The organism is Lonsdalea britannica, assembly GCF_002111595.1.
Taxonomy (GTDB): Bacteria; Pseudomonadota; Gammaproteobacteria; order Enterobacterales; family Enterobacteriaceae; genus Lonsdalea; species Lonsdalea britannica.
This window is the reverse complement of record NZ_LUTN01000011.1, coordinates 95563-109842: the sequence shown is the minus strand read 5'-3', so window position 1 is coordinate 109842 and position 14280 is coordinate 95563. Positions and strand designations below refer to the sequence as shown.

13 protein-coding genes and 1 pseudogene are annotated in these 14280 nt (G+C 57.7%); 9 read left to right on the top strand and 5 right to left on the bottom strand.

Going from position 1 to position 14280, the window contains the following annotated elements; translation table 11 throughout:
• The first annotated feature begins 3 nt into the window (after positions 1–3).
• The 6 genes and pseudogenes from AU509_RS10935 (at position 4) to AU509_RS10910 (ending at position 6290) form a co-directional block, all read left to right on the top strand.
• The gene (locus AU509_RS10935) at positions 4–1905 is read left to right on the top strand and encodes an IucA/IucC family protein (RefSeq protein WP_208640004.1); all 1902 of its coding nucleotides are present in this window, start codon (positions 4–6) and stop codon (positions 1903–1905) included.
• Position 1906: 1 nt separating this feature from the next.
• Positions 1907–2818, top strand: coding sequence for an ABC transporter substrate-binding protein (locus tag AU509_RS10930; RefSeq protein ID WP_244200945.1), 912 nt, complete (start codon positions 1907–1909; stop codon positions 2816–2818).
• Positions 2815–3827, top strand: a pseudogene (locus tag AU509_RS10925) (FecCD family ABC transporter permease). Before AU509_RS10930 ends, AU509_RS10925 begins: the two are co-directional and overlap by 4 nt.
• Positions 3820–4851 carry a FecCD family ABC transporter permease gene (locus tag AU509_RS10920; protein WP_094118322.1) on the top strand — a complete coding sequence of 344 codons (1032 nt, stop codon included), beginning with the start codon at positions 3820–3822 and terminating at the stop codon, positions 4849–4851. The pseudogene AU509_RS10925 and the gene AU509_RS10920 overlap by 8 nt, the downstream one beginning before the upstream one ends.
• A 10-nt stretch (positions 4852–4861) precedes the next feature.
• Positions 4862–5716 carry an ABC transporter ATP-binding protein gene (locus AU509_RS10915; RefSeq protein ID WP_085652651.1) on the top strand — a complete coding sequence of 285 codons (855 nt, stop codon included), beginning with the start codon at positions 4862–4864 and terminating at the stop codon, positions 5714–5716.
• Positions 5676–6290 carry an RraA family protein gene (locus AU509_RS10910; protein WP_085652634.1) on the top strand — a complete coding sequence of 205 codons (615 nt, stop codon included), beginning with the start codon at positions 5676–5678 and terminating at the stop codon, positions 6288–6290. Before AU509_RS10915 ends, AU509_RS10910 begins: the two co-directional genes overlap by 41 nt.
• Positions 6291–6334: 44 nt before the next feature.
• Here the strand turns inward: AU509_RS10910 and AU509_RS10905 are convergent, their stop codons facing one another.
• The gene (locus tag AU509_RS10905) at positions 6335–7660 is read right to left on the bottom strand and encodes an APC family permease (protein WP_085652633.1); all 1326 of its coding nucleotides are present in this window, start codon (positions 7658–7660) and stop codon (positions 6335–6337) included.
• A gap of 706 nt (positions 7661–8366) precedes the next feature.
• On the opposite strand from AU509_RS10905, the gene AU509_RS10900 reads away from it, so the two are divergent.
• Entirely contained in the window at positions 8367–9398 is a 1032-nt protein-coding gene (locus AU509_RS10900) for a radical SAM protein (RefSeq protein ID WP_085652632.1), read from the top strand.
• Complete coding sequence (gene yjeH / locus AU509_RS10895) at positions 9374–10648, top strand: L-methionine/branched-chain amino acid transporter (protein WP_085652631.1); 1275 nt, start codon at positions 9374–9376, stop codon at positions 10646–10648. The genes AU509_RS10900 and yjeH overlap by 25 nt, the downstream gene beginning before the upstream one ends.
• A gap of 137 nt (positions 10649–10785) precedes the next feature.
• Here yjeH and AU509_RS17975 read toward each other — a convergent pair whose 3' ends face one another.
• The 4 genes from AU509_RS17975 to AU509_RS10880 form a co-directional block, all read right to left on the bottom strand.
• Positions 10786–11127 (bottom strand): LysE family translocator, encoded by a 342-nt coding sequence (locus tag AU509_RS17975; RefSeq protein WP_139824046.1) that lies wholly within the window; start codon positions 11125–11127, stop codon positions 10786–10788.
• Positions 11112–11423, bottom strand: coding sequence for a hypothetical protein (locus AU509_RS10890; protein WP_094118321.1), 312 nt, complete (start codon positions 11421–11423; stop codon positions 11112–11114). Before AU509_RS10890 ends, AU509_RS17975 begins: the two co-directional genes overlap by 16 nt.
• Positions 11416–11691, bottom strand: a complete 276-nt coding sequence (locus AU509_RS10885; RefSeq protein WP_139824045.1) for a hypothetical protein — start codon at positions 11689–11691, stop codon at positions 11416–11418. The genes AU509_RS10890 and AU509_RS10885 overlap by 8 nt, the downstream gene beginning before the upstream one ends.
• A 943-nt stretch (positions 11692–12634) precedes the next feature.
• A complete protein-coding gene (locus tag AU509_RS10880) occupies positions 12635–13117 on the bottom strand; it encodes an OsmC family protein (RefSeq protein ID WP_085652628.1) in 483 nt (160 codons plus the stop codon).
• A gap of 282 nt (positions 13118–13399) precedes the next feature.
• Between AU509_RS10880 and AU509_RS10875 the strand changes: the two genes are divergently transcribed.
• Positions 13400–14245 carry a GNAT family N-acetyltransferase gene (locus AU509_RS10875; protein WP_094118320.1) on the top strand — a complete coding sequence of 282 codons (846 nt, stop codon included), beginning with the start codon at positions 13400–13402 and terminating at the stop codon, positions 14243–14245.
• Positions 14246–14280: the final 35 nt, after the last annotated feature.

Genomic DNA, 14280 nt, shown 5'->3' with positions numbered 1-14280 from the left:
GGTATGGAAACGTCACTGTCCTTTCATCGTCTGCGTGCAGAACAGATCGTCATGCAGGATCTGATCGACTGCCTGCTGGCGGAACAGTTTTTTGGGGAAGAGGCGCTTACGCTGGTGTCGGAAACCGAGTGGCGACAGCAGTACGGTCATCCCAGCCCGCTCAGCGCCTGTCTGTCGGCCTCGGCACAGGCGCGGCTGTGGCGATGGCGCGGACCCGCGCAGGCGGCGATGACGCTGCTGGTGGCGCTGAGGCCGGGCATCACGCAGGCGTGGGAAAAAGCGCCGCTGTCGGCAGTCTATGTCGGCGATCCTGATACGGCGGAGTGGCAGGCGCTGTCGCCGGAAGATGTGATGCGCTGGGTGTTCGCCGCGCAGGGTCAGTCGGAGCAGAACGCGCAAGGACAGCAGCTGTTTCTTGATGCGCTGGGCACCAGCGTGCAGCAAACGGCGCTGTCGCAGTCTCACTGTATCGACCCTGAGGGATTGCTGACGCGCGATAATGCAGATTTCTTTCATATCATGGAGCAGTGGGCCTCGCTGCGCGATCGGCCCTATCACCCGACTGCCAAGGCGAAACAGGGACTGAATTCACATGACTATCAGCACTATGTGGCGGAGTTCGCCCGCCCGGTTACGCTGTGTTGGGTGGCCGTCGCCCGCGACTGCCTGCTGTGCGGGGAAGGGATTGAAGATCTCTCCCGACAGACCCCGGCGGACTATCTGTTAACGGCGGACGATCGCCTCCGGCTGGCCGACGAGCTGACGGATCGCGGACTGGACGAAAGTCATGTGGCGCTGCCGGTACACCCCTGGCAGGACGCGCATGTCTTGGACCCGCTCTTGGGCGATGCGCTGCATGATGGGCGCTGCCGTCGGCTGGCATTTCGGTCTGACGGGGCGTTGCCGACGTCTTCGCTGCGCTCCATGACCCCCAGTTTCGCCAGCGCGGATTATCTGAAATTGCCGATGGCGGTCTATTCGCTGGGCGCGTCGCGCTATTTGCCCGCCGTTAAAATGATTAACGGCAATCTGAGCGAGACGCTGCTGCATGAGGCGCTGGCGCGGGATGACGAGTTGAAAGCGCGGTTATTTCTCTGCGGCGAACGACGCTGGTGGGCGTTTATGCCGCCGCAGGCGACGCTGTTCGACGAAGCGCCGCGTCACCTGTCCGCGATGGTGCGTCGCTATCCGCCGCAGCTGTTGCAGGATCCGACGTGTCGGCTGTTGCCGATGGCGGCGTTGGGCACCTTGTTACCGGACAGCCGTCGGCACTTCTTCGACGACTGGTTAGCTTACCGAGCGCTGCCCGTCACCAAAGAGAGCGTATTGACGCTATTCGCCGAGCTATGCCGCTGTTTCTTCACGCTGAATTTCCGCCTGTTCCGTCTGGGGATGCTGGGGGAAATTCACGGGCAAAACGCGGTGCTGGTTTGGAAAGCGGGGCGGGCGCATGGCCTGCTGCTGCGCGACCACGATTCGCTGCGTATTCATGTCCCGACGCTGAATCAGCATGGTATGCAGGACCCGGTCTATCGCCTCAAACCGGGCAACACCGCCAACACGCTTTATCACGAACGTCCGCAAGACCTGCTGTTCTGGCTGCAAACGCTGGGCATTCAGGTCAACCTGCGCGCGATTATCGACACGCTGGCCGCCGTCTATGCCATCGCGCCCGCCACGCTGTGGCGCACCTTGCGGGCTGAGATCGAACAGGCTATCTCAGCGGTGATCGTGGAAGCCGATATGCGGGAAATGTTGCAACGGGAGCTGTTCGAGCGCGAAACCTGGCCGCAGAAACTGCTGATTACCCCGACCATCGCCCGCGCGGGCGGGCCGGGCAGCATGCCGTTCGGCAAAGGCGAAGTGGTGAACCCGTTTATCCAGCTAGAACGAGGTTTCCGCTAACGTGCATCGTCGACACTTTTCGCGCCGCAGCGTACTGCGGCTGTCGTTGGGCCTGCTGCCGCTGGGGCTGAACTGGCCGCGCCTGGCATTGGCCGAGATGGCGGAACCTCGAGTCGTGACCTTGTTTCAGGGGGCGACGGATACCGCGGTGGCGTTGGGGATCACCCCCGTCGGCGTGGTCGAATCCTGGAGCGAAAAACCGACTTATCGCTACCTGCGTTCGGCGCTGACAGGCGTGCCGATTGTCGGGCTGGAGACGCAGCCCAGTCTGGAGGACATCGTGATGTTGCGTCCGCAGGCGATTGTGGCGTCCCGGTTTCGGCATCAGCGGCTGGCCGCGCTGCTATCGCGGATTGCGCCGGTGGTGATGCTGGAGGAGATCTATCAGTTCAAGCAAACGGTGCAGGCGATGGGAGAGGCTTTGCAGCGACAGGCGGCTGCGCAGGCGTTGCTGGCGGACTGGCGAACGCGGGTAGCGCAGCTGCAAGGCCATCTGCGACACCGGTTCGGCGGTCAGTGGCCGCCGACGGTCGCGGTGCTGGATATTCGAGAGGATCATATTCGCAGCTATTTACCCGCCAGCTTTCCGGGATCGGTGCTGACCGAGCTGGGTTTTGGCTGGAGTGAGTCCAGTCGGGCGCAGCCCGGCGTCTCGATCAAACTCACTAACCTTGAAAGTCTTCCGGTCGTTGATGCCGATATTTTCTTCGTGTTTTTGCGCACGGAACGCGCTGCTGCCTTGCGTCATTACGAACGTGTTATCGCCCATCCGTTATGGCGGCAGATGCGCGCGCCCAAGCGCGGGCAGGTATGGCTCGTGGACGGCGTCACCTGGAGCCTGTCGGGCGGTGTTCTTGGGGCCCAGCGCATTTTGGAAGACGTTGAGCGGGTCACGCAAGGCGGCGCAACATGAGGCCGGGAAACATCAGGGAGCGTTATCGCGTCATCACACTGGTGGGCTGTCTGGCGCTCGTCGTCCTGCTGGCTCTGTGCAGTTTGACCGTGGGGCCGGTGTTTATTCCGCCCGCGCAGGTGCTGTCGGCGCTGTTCCACCCCGACGCCATGAACGTGAGTCACAGCATCGTGACCTCAACGCGGCTGACGCGGACGGCGATCGCGTGGTGGTCGGCGGCAGTCTGGCCGTCGCGGGGGCGCTGATGCAGGCTTTGACCCGCAATCCGCTGGCGTCGCCGGGGTTGTTCGGCGTGAATGCCGGGGCGATGTTTTTCCTGATCGTCTGCGCAGCATTGCTGCCGTCGGCGTCGCCGCAGTTCGGGCAGTGGTCGGCCTTTGCGGGCGCCGCGTTGGCGGGCGGGCTGGTATGGTTAACCGGTACGATAGGCCAAGGGCGATTGAACCCGCTGCGTATGGTGCTGGCCGGTGCGGCGATCACGGCCATGTTCGCGGCATTCAGCCAGGCGATACTGGTGGTCAGTCAGGAGGGGCTGGATACCGTGCTGTTCTGGCTCGCAGGATCGGTCGCGGGGCGCGATTTGACGATGGTGCAGCCGCTGTTAGCGGGATGCCTGATGGCGCTGGCGGCGACGCTGCTGCTGGCGGGGCAGGTGAATGTATTGGGCGCGGGTGAGGCAATAGCCCGTGGATTGGGGCAGCGTACCGGCCGGATACGACTCATGATGTGCATTCTGGTGGTGGTGCTGGCGGGCAGCACGGTGGCGATGGCGGGCAATATTGGCTTTATCGGTTTGGTCGTCCCGCATATCGCCCGTCGCCTGTTTCCGGTCGACCAGCGCTGGCGGCTGCCGGGATGTGCGCTGTTGGGCGCTGCCTTGCTGCTGCTGGCGGATATTTTGGCGCGTATTGTCATTCTGCCGCAGGAGGTGCCGGTCGGCGTGATGACCGCGCTACTCGGCGCGCCGTGCTTCCTGTATTTGCTGCGTCGCGGAGGTCGACATGGATAAGATCGTGCTCCTGCGGAGCCGCGCTATTTCCCGCCAGCTAAATGTCTCAACGGTGGTTCGTCTGTTGATCGCCGGTGGGGTGTTGCTGGCACTGCTGCTGTTGTCGCTATGTATGGGCAAAATCCCGCTGTCGCCCTGGGCGGTGCTACAGTCGTTGGCCGACGGGCGGCAGGACGGCCTGGCCTTTATCGTCATGGAACTGAGACTGCCGCGAAGCCTGCTGGCGATGCTGGTGGGTGGCGCGCTGGCGCTCTCCGGCCTGCTGTTGCAGGCGATGATCCGCAACCCGCTGGCCTCGCCCGATATTCTGGGCATCACCAGCGGAGCCAGCGCGGCGACGGTCTGTTACCTCTCGTTTCCCACGGTGGCGCTGGGGGCGGGCTATCTGCCGCTCGCGGCCATGTTGGGTGCGGCCGTCGCGGCGTTGGCGGTATACCTGCTGGCCTGGCGGGGGGGCGTCTCGCCGCAGCGACTGGTGCTGACCGGCGTGGGGATCTCGGCGCTTCTGACGGCTGTCACGACCTTCCTGCTCGTTTTCAGCCCGTTGACCACCACATTATCCGCCTATGTGTGGCTGACCGGCAGCGTTTACGCCGCCAGCTGGCAGGAAACCCGGACGCTCGCCGGTTGGCTGTTGGCGATTATTCCGTTGTGGATCGGCATTGCGCGGCATGTGACGGCGCAACAGCTCGATGACGATCTGGCTCAGGGGATCGGCGTTCGGGTCCAGTGGATCAGGCTATCTCTGCTGGCGGTTAGCGTGGCGCTGGCCGGCGCGGCGATCGCCTGGGGCGGCGCCATGGCCTTTGTCGGCCTCATTGCGCCGCATATCGCCAAGCGACTGGTGGGGCCCGCATTCGGCGGGCAGGCCGCCATGACCGCCCTGTGCGGCGCGGGTCTGGTACTGCTGGCCGACCTGTGCGGACGTACGCTGTTCCTGCCGCTGGACCTGCCGGCGGGCATTTTTGTTTCGGCGTTGGGCACGCCGTTTTTCCTGTATCTGTTGTTGAAACAACGTCATTGAGGTAATGGAAATGACTGCTATCACCAGCCGCGATCTGACGCTCGGCTACCCGCATCAGATCATCATCGATCGGCTGAACATCCAGCTGCCGCGCGGCAAAATATCGGTGCTGATCGGCAGCAACGGCTGTGGGAAAAGTACGTTGTTAAAATCATTTGCCCGGCTGCTGGCGCCGCAGGCCGGTGCGGTGCTGCTGAACGGCGAGGACATTCATCGCCAGTCTACGGTCGCGGTGGCCCGGCAACTGGCGATCTTGCCGCAGCGGCCGGATGCGCCGGAGGGGATTACCGTCCGGCAGTTAGTCAGTCTGGGGCGCTATCCGTATCAGAACTGGTTTCAACAGTGGTCGAAGGAGGATGAAGCCCTTGTCTCTCAGGCGTTGCAGCAGACCGGCACCACGGCGCTGGCCGAACGGCCGGTCGACGCATTGTCCGGCGGTCAGCGGCAGCGGGTGTGGATCGCAATGACGCTGGCGCAAGATACGGAGGTATTGCTGCTGGATGAGCCGACGACCTATCTCGATCTGGCGCATCAGATTGAGGTCTTAGATCTGCTGCGCGATCTAAATCGTCAGGCCGGTAAGACGATTGTGATGGTGCTGCATGACCTGAATCTGGCCTGCCGCTATGCCGATCACATGGTGGCAGTCCACAACCGAACTGCATTCGCGCAGGGGCGACCTGCCGACATTCTGACGGAAGCTATGGTGAAAACGGTGTTTAATCTGGACTGCCGTATCATCCCCGATCCCTTTTTCCAGACCCCGCTGTGTATTCCCTTTGGCCGCGAGCGGCCTTCTACTTCTAATGGAGATGAACGCGACGATGAACTATCACGTATCGCCCCGTCAGCAGCGGACGAGTGACGATGTGCTGGCGCAATGGAGAGGAATGTCGACCTCCGCGCTGGGCCATCTGACGGAGGAGGGCTATCTGCGCGGCATTCGAGCGTTGTCTCCGGGCGTCAGTGTGGCGGGGAATGTGGTGACCGTCAGCCTGCGGATGCCGGACGGCGGCGCACTGCGCGAGGCGCTGTTGCTCAGTCAGCCGGGCGATGTGCTGGTGATCGATGCGATGGAGGACGCGGAACGCGCCTGCTGGGGCGAGCTACGGACACTCGCGGCGCAGGTTAAACGGCTGGCGGGCGTGATCGTGTCCGGCGCGGTGACGGATGTCCGTGAGTTGCGGGCGCTGGGGTGGCCCGTGTTCTGTCGCGGCATCAGCGCGATCACCACGCGTGCGCTGGGCACCGGCGGCGAGGTCAACCAGCCCATTGTCGTCAGCGGGGTAACAATTCATCCCGGCGATATGGCGTTCGGCGATGACGACGGCGTGTTTATTCTAAGCCCGGCGCGCGCGGAGCACTGGCTGGAACCGGTGAGAGAGAAGTCGCGCGCCGACGCCGACCGCCGTGACGACCTGATGCGACGTCGCGGCTAACGATCAACGGATGAGGCTGCGCGGTTCAGGAACCGCGCCAGCCGTCAAGAAAAGACCAGTTCCCGTTTGGTGACCCGGAACCAAATGATCCAGCCGAGCCCAATGGCCGACCAGACCAGACCCAGAATCATCGAATCCTTTTCCAAATGTGCCCACATGACGCCAATTGTGCCGATACCGAGCAGGGGCAGAATCAGGTTGAAAAGCCACTCACGGGCAGAGGACAGTCGTTTGTGACGAATGACATGCAGGGCGATGACCGACGCATTGACCGCGGTAAACGCCACCAGCGCACCAAAGCTGATCAGCGACACGGCGGTATCCAACCCGAAGAACATGGCGCTCATCGACAGTCCGCCGATAAACAGTACGCAGTACAACGGGCTGCCGAGTCGCGGGTGGACGTAGCTGAAAAAGGAACCGGGGAAAATCCCGTCGCGGCCCATGATGTGAAGCAGGCGCGCGGCGCTGGCGTGAGAGGCCAGCGCGGAGGCGAACGTATTGACGAGAATCGCCACCAGAAACAGTGACTGAAACAGCGCGCCGCCCACGTACAGAACGATTTCCGGCATTGCCTCTGAGGGGTTCTTGAACTGCGCGTTGGTCGGATAATACAGTTGAATGAACCAGGACGCGGTAAAGAAGATGGCGCCGCCGATCAGGGCGGTGAGAAAGACAGCGCGGGGGATCGTGTGCTTCGGCGCATGCGTCTCGTTGGACAAGGTCGTCACGGCATCGAACCCTAGAAAAGAGAAGCACAGCACCGCCGCGCCGCCAATGAGCGGGATTATGCTGGTGTCGCCGTTAAGCAGGGGGCGCAGAGTCCAGACGGCATGGGGGCCGCCCTGATGGCTGACGCCCTGTATCACCAGATAGATGAACACGCCCATCAGCACGACGGGAGCGCCGACAAACAGGAAGTTCAGGTTGGCCAACAATTTAATATTGCGGCTGTTAATCCAGGTCACCAGCAGCGTAAAGGTGGCAATCCAGATCCACGGCGGTAGCTGAGGAAACAGCGATCTCAGGTAAATACCCGCGAGCAGCGCGTTGATCATCGGCAGCAGCATGTAGTCCAGCAGCGAGGCCCAGCCGACCATAAATCCGGCCTGATTACCGCAGGTCTTACGGGTGTAGGTATACGCCGAGCCCGCTTCCGGAAAGGCTTTTACCATGCGGCCATAGCTGAGCGCTGTGAGCAAAACGGCGACCAACGCCAGCAAATAAGCGAGCGGCACACGGCCTTCGGTCAGGCCGGATACAATGCCGAAGGTGTCGAACACCGTCATGGGCGTCATGTACGCCACCCCGATGATCACGACCTGCCATAATCCCAGCTTTCCTTTGCTCTCTGCGTTCTCTTTCGCCATAACATTATCCCGTTGTCATCCAAGAATTTATGATTGCTCTGGACTAAAGGCAGCAATTAATGTGCCAGCGCCCGCGTGTTAAACGGAATAATCCGGCCGGGATAATACACGTTCCCGCTGTTATCGACTATGCCATGAGGGAAAAGGTAAGTTGGCGCCGAATAACCCGGGAGGGGCTGTGCCTTTTTGCGACGACGTCATTGCACTCTTTCTCAGCATGAGACTCCGGTCAGGCACCAATATGGAACAATGGTTTGATGGCTGATTATCGAGACAAGAAATTATAGTCGCGCCAGCAAGGAAGATGGTAACAGACGATCGCATGATATAGGGGTATTAAAATAAGACGTCCAATCGTGTGATTCATTTCATCGTGGCGGTGGTTTAATGGTGTTATTATTTCCTTAATTGATTCGTATTTAGATTTTAATGACGCATGTTTATCTGCTAGGAATGCAGTGTTTTTACAGTACGCAGGAGTCGGGCTTTTCTTATATCGATAAGTCAGAGAACCATCCCTTTGACGGTCCGCTATTATTACCTGTAACGAAGTGCTTTTAGTGAATATTGTTTATTTTATTTTTATATTCTCAATAATAATTAAAATTGACAGTTTTTTAGATTGACCTTGGTCAAATTTAAATAAATGACATAGATATAGTGTGGCTGGGCATTTTGCGATTTTTTAATTAAGGAAACAGAATCAATGTATTCACTTCATGGAAATGCCTTTACCAAACAGGATGTTTATTTCGCGTTAAGAGATCGTCAGTTATTAACGCTCACCATTATGCTGGAAAACATTTGTAATTTTAAATGTCCCTTCTGCTATACCCAGACGCAAAAGTTCGACAACGAACTGTCTACAGAAGAGATCAAAAAAATGGTGGACGATGGATTGGCGCTAGGCATTAAAACCGTGTTGGTCGCGGGGGCGGGAGAGCCGCTGCTGGCGCGTAATTTCTGGGAAGTGATCGATTATATTGGCGATAAAGGTCTGCACTGTATCGTGTTCTCTAATATGACGGCGATTAACAGTGATACCGCAGAGAAACTTTATGCGCGCGACGTTTCTATTATCGGAAAAATTAATAGTTTCAAAGACGATGTCCAAAATGAAATCGTCGGTGGCATTCATAATGCCGCGTCTAAAATGCGACGTGGGTTGAAAAACCTCATGGACGTTGGCTTCAACCGTTTGGAAAAAGGAAATACCCGACTGGCGATTGAAACGTCAGTTTTACCGGAGAATATCGACGAGATTTACGATATTTGGAGTTATTGCCGCAGTCACACTATTTTTCCGTTGGTTGATACCGTGCTGTATGAAGGCAGCGCCAAACAGCACCGTTATGACGATTTTCTTGTGCCCTATACGCGTCTGGTTGAAGAGGTTAGCCGCATCCGGCAATATGATCGGGAGATGGGCTTCGAATGGCCAATTAAAATCATTAAGCGTGAAAACGATCGCGGAATTATCGTCGGCGAACTGGCCGGAGATTGTCATCGTATCGGTACGAATCTGAACGTGAATTCCATCGGGGACGTTTACGATTGTTTCAATATGAGCCAGCCCACTTACGGCAATATTCGTGAGCGCTCGCTGATCGATATATGGAATGCGGACCGTCCCGACGATAAAGCGTTACGTGTTCATGGTTTGTGCCATTGTCGTCATTTGGATGACAGGAGTTCGATAAAGGGAGAAATGGCATGTCTGAGCAGTGCGGTAAGTTAAGTCTACATCAAGGAGTGGGTTTTCTGGTTTCTACGCTGTTAGGTTCAGGTGTTTTTATTGTTCCGGCCATGGTGGCCGGACTTGCCGGACCGTGGGCGTGGTTGGCGTGGTTGGGAATGACGATGCTGGTGCTGCCCGTGGTCTTCACCTTCGCGCTGCTGGGGCGTCATTTTCCCCACAGCGCGGGTACAGCACACTTTGTTGAACTGGCCTACGGGCATCGCCTGCGGCAGAGCATCTCCTGGTTGTACCTTTCCGTCATCCCCATCGGTCCGCCGGTGGTGGTGATCACCGGCGCCAACTACCTGGCGTATTGCCTCGGGCTTTCCCCGGTCTACTGCGGTTATTTCGCGCTGCTCATGCTGTCGCTGATTCTGATCGTTAATGCCTTCAACGTCACGCTCTCGGGCAATGTGCAGTTCGGCATCACGGTGCTGACGGCGCTGGTCTTGATCAGCGTCATTGTGGTGGGCTTCATGGAAGCACCGCTCGCCGCTCCTAAGGTCATACCGACTGGCGGCGATGGCCTGTTGTCGTTCTTCAAGGCGATGGGCATTATTTTTTGGTGCTTCGTGGGCATTGAGGCTGTAGCGCATCTCGCGCCAGAATTCGCGTCTCCTGAAAGAGACTTTCCCCGCACAATTGTCATCTCTCTGACTATCGCGCTCAGCCTGTATTGCTTGTTGAGCTATACCGTGCTGCGTTTTTCCGCCTTCGGCAACGAAGTCGAAAATATCTCCTCGTTGCCCCGGCTAATTGGACAAGCCTTTGGTCGAACTGGGGCAATAGTCATCGGCCTGATGGGTTTTTTGACCTGTCTTGCCGCAGTCAATCTTTACATCATCAGTTTTACCCGATTGATTGTTTCGATGAAGGGAGAGGACGCGATAAGTCGTTGTCTGGCGTACCGTAACCGTTTTCATGCGCCGGTCGTGGCGACGCTGTTTGCGGTACTTCCCGTCGCCATCACCGTCGCCCTCAAGTACGGTTGGTCTATCGGTCTGGATAGCCTGATCGCCTGTGCTAACGGCGTCTTTGTGATGATCTATCTGGCGGCTTCTCTGTCGGCATGTCGCTTGCTTCACGGTCATCAACGAGTGATGGCGCTGTTGGCGAGCCTGTTTTGTCTTGGCGTCGCCGGAGTCATCGGTGACAACATGATGTATGCCGTCGTCATTATGTTGCTCGCCTTTGTCTGGAGTTCATGGCGCCTGCGTCAGACGACGCCTTCCGGTGACTCTCGGGCATAAAACATCCGAGCGAGCGGGCCCTATTCCGGGCCCGTATCCCACGGCGGCCTGCACCTAAGATCTGTTTTAACGAACGCTGCGCGATGCGCCGTGCTATTTAGCGGCTGGCGCATCGCGCGGCGCTTGTCATTTTCTCTCTACGACGGCATCACCCCCCAGGCAATTTCACATGTCATCCAGCTACCAATGGCTAACAGCAACATGGCCGGCACTTGCGAAAGGAAGAAATCGATATCGTTGACGCTCCGTTTTTTAAGCCAGGGAGACAGGTAGCAATACGCCAAATGGAAACCGGACGTTCCCAGGCAAAACAGCGTTCCCATCAGGATAAACATATCGCCGGAGCTGTTTGGCGAGACGAACTGGGAAAAGAAGGCGAGGAAAAAAATGCCCGTCCGGAGGTTCCGCAGGCTGCGGAGGGTTCCCTGTAGAAAAAACGAGGAGGGATGTACTGGCGCTATCGTCATACTTTTAGACAAATACCGCGCCGCCGGGGGCCGGCGGTATATGCGGCAGCTTCCCAGATTAAAAATAGCGCGCCCAGCAGTTTGACGAGGGTCAGCAGGGCGGGCGATGCCGCCAGCGTGAAGCTGATAATCAGCCAGGATAAAATCACATAGCAATAGTCGCCGAGCGCGAGTCCGACGATCCCGCTCAGCGCGGCTCGCTGGCCAAACCGGTGAAAGTTACCGGTGATGCACAGCACGTCCTTGCCGGGGATGGCGCAAAAGGTGAACGAGGCGATAAGAAATAGGGTCCAGTTAAAGTCAGCCATGGAGTCCCTCTGTTTGTCTGATAGACAGTTTGCTCGGCAGCAGGTGACCCTGCGCCCATTTTTTGAGTGCGTCCGTTATGCTGGCTTTTCCGCCCGGAGCCAGACTGTGAGCGCCCTGCTGCTGACGTCGGCTGTACAACCAATAGAATTCGCCGTTGGAGAAATATTTCCAGCGACGAGAACGCATGATCAGCGGTCCGCTGTGACCCGTTTTTCTCTCTCGATGCCGCGTACGATCGTCGCACGCCCATTTCAGCGTTGTCTTCAATACTGCAACCGGTTTAATTATCGCCAGCCAAACGGGGTCAGGCGATAGGGTAAAATGACGTTGAGTCTTATTGTGTAAAAAATAAGTATTTTTCATAAGTATCGCGTCGTTAAAGTGAAAATAAAGTGTGATGGTGGAGACTTTTTGGGGCAGGGAAATAACGCCTTATAGGAACCAAAGGGTTAAATAAATAGGTCACTATTCTGGGCAATAAAATAAATGAGAAGTGAGCGGTGGAATCGTTTACAAGAAAGGCGGTTTCGGGAGTTTTGTCGCTGGAGTAAAGAGAGGTGTGATGAAGTGATTGACGTCTAACTGTTTTTTTTCTGGGTGGCCACGTGAGATGTCTCTGATATATTTGGCCTTCATTCGGGGGGCTCTGCCTGTCTGGGGTTACCTTTGCGCAAAATATATCACTGGGTGGGACTATATTTAGCATCCTGTATATCATATTTAAATAAGGGTAGCGCGCTACCATTCTTCTAGCCACGATATAACACTCCTTGTAGCGTTAGGCTTGGATATATTAAGGTTTTTTATTGATTCTTATGTCAGAAAATACGTCATCACATAATGATTTAATTCTCGTGATAATATCCGTTTTTATTAAAAAGGGGAAGTTATGGCCGGTAAGATAAAATAAGTCTGTTAAGTGAAATGGCTTGCCATGAGTGAGCATTAGCGGGTTGCGTCTTGCATGCGCTGTTGATTTATTGAGGGGGTCATATGCGCCAAGTCCATCTGATGGAAGTACGTCAGTTTGATTTCGACTGTCTTCGAAGATGTTTTAGACGCTAACAATACTGAAGCCTCAGTGCCGGGGTCCATGCGGGCAAAATGCCGCTTCGCTAAGGTGAGTGTGGAACCGTGTGTGAGCGCCGTCCCCCCGGAGGGAGGGACTCGACGGCTGCTCAGGAGGAGTGGCGATAGATATGGCGTAGGCTTATGCAGCGGATGGCGTGATGACCGGTTCGCAGCGCACCTCGAAATTGACCGAACGGGCGATGAAACACATTTCGTGAGCCTGATGGTGCAATTCACGTGCTGTTTGCAGATTTGATTCTGCCGTCACGATCAGCCGTGGCCGCAGCGTGACCGACAGAAATTGTCCCGCGCCATTTTGCTCCTCGACCATAACGCCCTCAGCGGCGTCCTCGTACTCCAGCACACTCACGCCTGCCCCGGCGCAAAGGCCCAGATACCACAGCTTATGACAGGCGGAAAGGGAGGCCAACAGCAGCTCCTCCGGATTCCACCGCGTCTCGTCGCCGCGAAAGCTGGGATCTGACGAGCCCGCGAGGGTGGAGGCTTTACCCTGGGCGCTGATTTCATGGCTGCGGCTATAGCCGCGATAGCTTTCGGTTCCGCTGCCCTGATTTCCCGTCCAACGTACGTTTACCCGGTAAGTATGCTGTTTTTCGGCCATGATATTCCCCATTGGTTTGATATGAACGCGATTGCAGGCAGCGGCACCCACTGATAGGCGCGATAGAACTCACGTTATGTCAGTCTTGGTAGGCTTGGCAAGCAGTGGCTGGCCGCGATTGAGCCGGAGTGTGAGAGCATTGCGTTGGAAAGGGGCTTCAGATAGGTTCGCACAATAAGGTCTCGGCGCGCGCAGGGCGAAAGTCGCGGGGTCGAAGCGGGTTTGACTCGTTAACGTTATGCATGGCACCGCGGACGTTAACAGAACAAGAGGGGAAAGGTGATGGGGATCATATTGCGTCCGATGACGCAGGCCGACTGCCTGGCTGGTTATCGGCTTGCCCAGCAGTTGAACTGGCCGCATCGGGTGGAGGATTGGCAGGAGGCGTTGCGACTGGGCGATGGGACGGTTGCCGAGTGCGAGGGGCAGATAGTGGGCACGGCGCTGAGCTGGCGCTGGGGAGCCGAGTGGGCCACGCTAGGTTTGGTTGTGGTCGATGCGGAATTTCAGGGGCAGGGCATAGGTCGTCGCCTCTTGGAACAGCGAGTCGCGGCGTTGGGCGAGCGACAGCTCAGGCTGCATGCCACCGTCGCCGGGCTTCCGCTGTATCAGTCGTTGGGCTTCACGGCGGTCGGCGAAACTCAGCAGTTTCAGACCGCCTGTCTGACGGCTGTTCCGCGCGTGGAAGATAAAGCTGGGCAGCGGCTTCGTCTTGCGCGCGAAGAGGATCTCCCCGACTTAACGGAACAGGACTGGCAGGCCAACGGTCTGGTGCGTTCGGCGCTGGTGTCCGATCTGTTTCGCCATGCGGAACTCTGGGTGTTGGAAGAAGGCGAGCGCATCGTCGGTTGGGGCGCGAGTCGTCGTTTCGGCCGCGGCTGGACGATCGGTCCGGTCATCGCCCACGGCGTGCCGGAGGCGCAGCGGATCATCGCGCGGCTCATGCAGGCCAGAGTAAACGATTTTGTGCGTATTGATACGCATGCGTCGCAGGGACTGGGGGAATGGTTATCCCGGTGCGGTCTGATGCAGGTGGATGCGCCGGTAGTCATGGTGCGCGGCGAACCGTGGAGAAACGCCCTCGAAGGGCCTCGCGCGTTTGCGCTTATGTCGCAGGCGATGGCCTGATAAAACAAGCGGGACCCATCAACCGGTCCCGCTAT

Excerpts from the sequence above, each read along its gene's own strand:
- AU509_RS10935 (WP_208640004.1), top strand. The coding sequence starts at position 4 with ATGGAAACGTCACTGTCCTTTCATCGTCTGCGTGCAGAACAGATCGTC.
- AU509_RS10920 (WP_094118322.1), top strand. The coding sequence starts at position 3,820 with ATGGATAAGATCGTGCTCCTGCGGAGCCGCGCTATTTCCCGCCAGCTA.
- AU509_RS10915 (WP_085652651.1), top strand. The coding sequence starts at position 4,862 with ATGACTGCTATCACCAGCCGCGATCTGACGCTCGGCTACCCGCATCAG.
- AU509_RS10910 (WP_085652634.1), top strand. The coding sequence starts at position 5,676 with ATGAACTATCACGTATCGCCCCGTCAGCAGCGGACGAGTGACGATGTG.
- AU509_RS10905 (WP_085652633.1), bottom strand. The coding sequence starts at position 7,660 with ATGGCGAAAGAGAACGCAGAGAGCAAAGGAAAGCTGGGATTATGGCAG.
- AU509_RS10900 (WP_085652632.1), top strand. The coding sequence starts at position 8,367 with ATGTATTCACTTCATGGAAATGCCTTTACCAAACAGGATGTTTATTTC.
- yjeH (WP_085652631.1), top strand. The coding sequence starts at position 9,374 with ATGTCTGAGCAGTGCGGTAAGTTAAGTCTACATCAAGGAGTGGGTTTT.
- AU509_RS10890 (WP_094118321.1), bottom strand. The coding sequence starts at position 11,423 with ATGGCTGACTTTAACTGGACCCTATTTCTTATCGCCTCGTTCACCTTT.
- AU509_RS10880 (WP_085652628.1), bottom strand. The coding sequence starts at position 13,117 with ATGGCCGAAAAACAGCATACTTACCGGGTAAACGTACGTTGGACGGGA.
- AU509_RS10875 (WP_094118320.1), top strand. The coding sequence starts at position 13,400 with ATGGGGATCATATTGCGTCCGATGACGCAGGCCGACTGCCTGGCTGGT.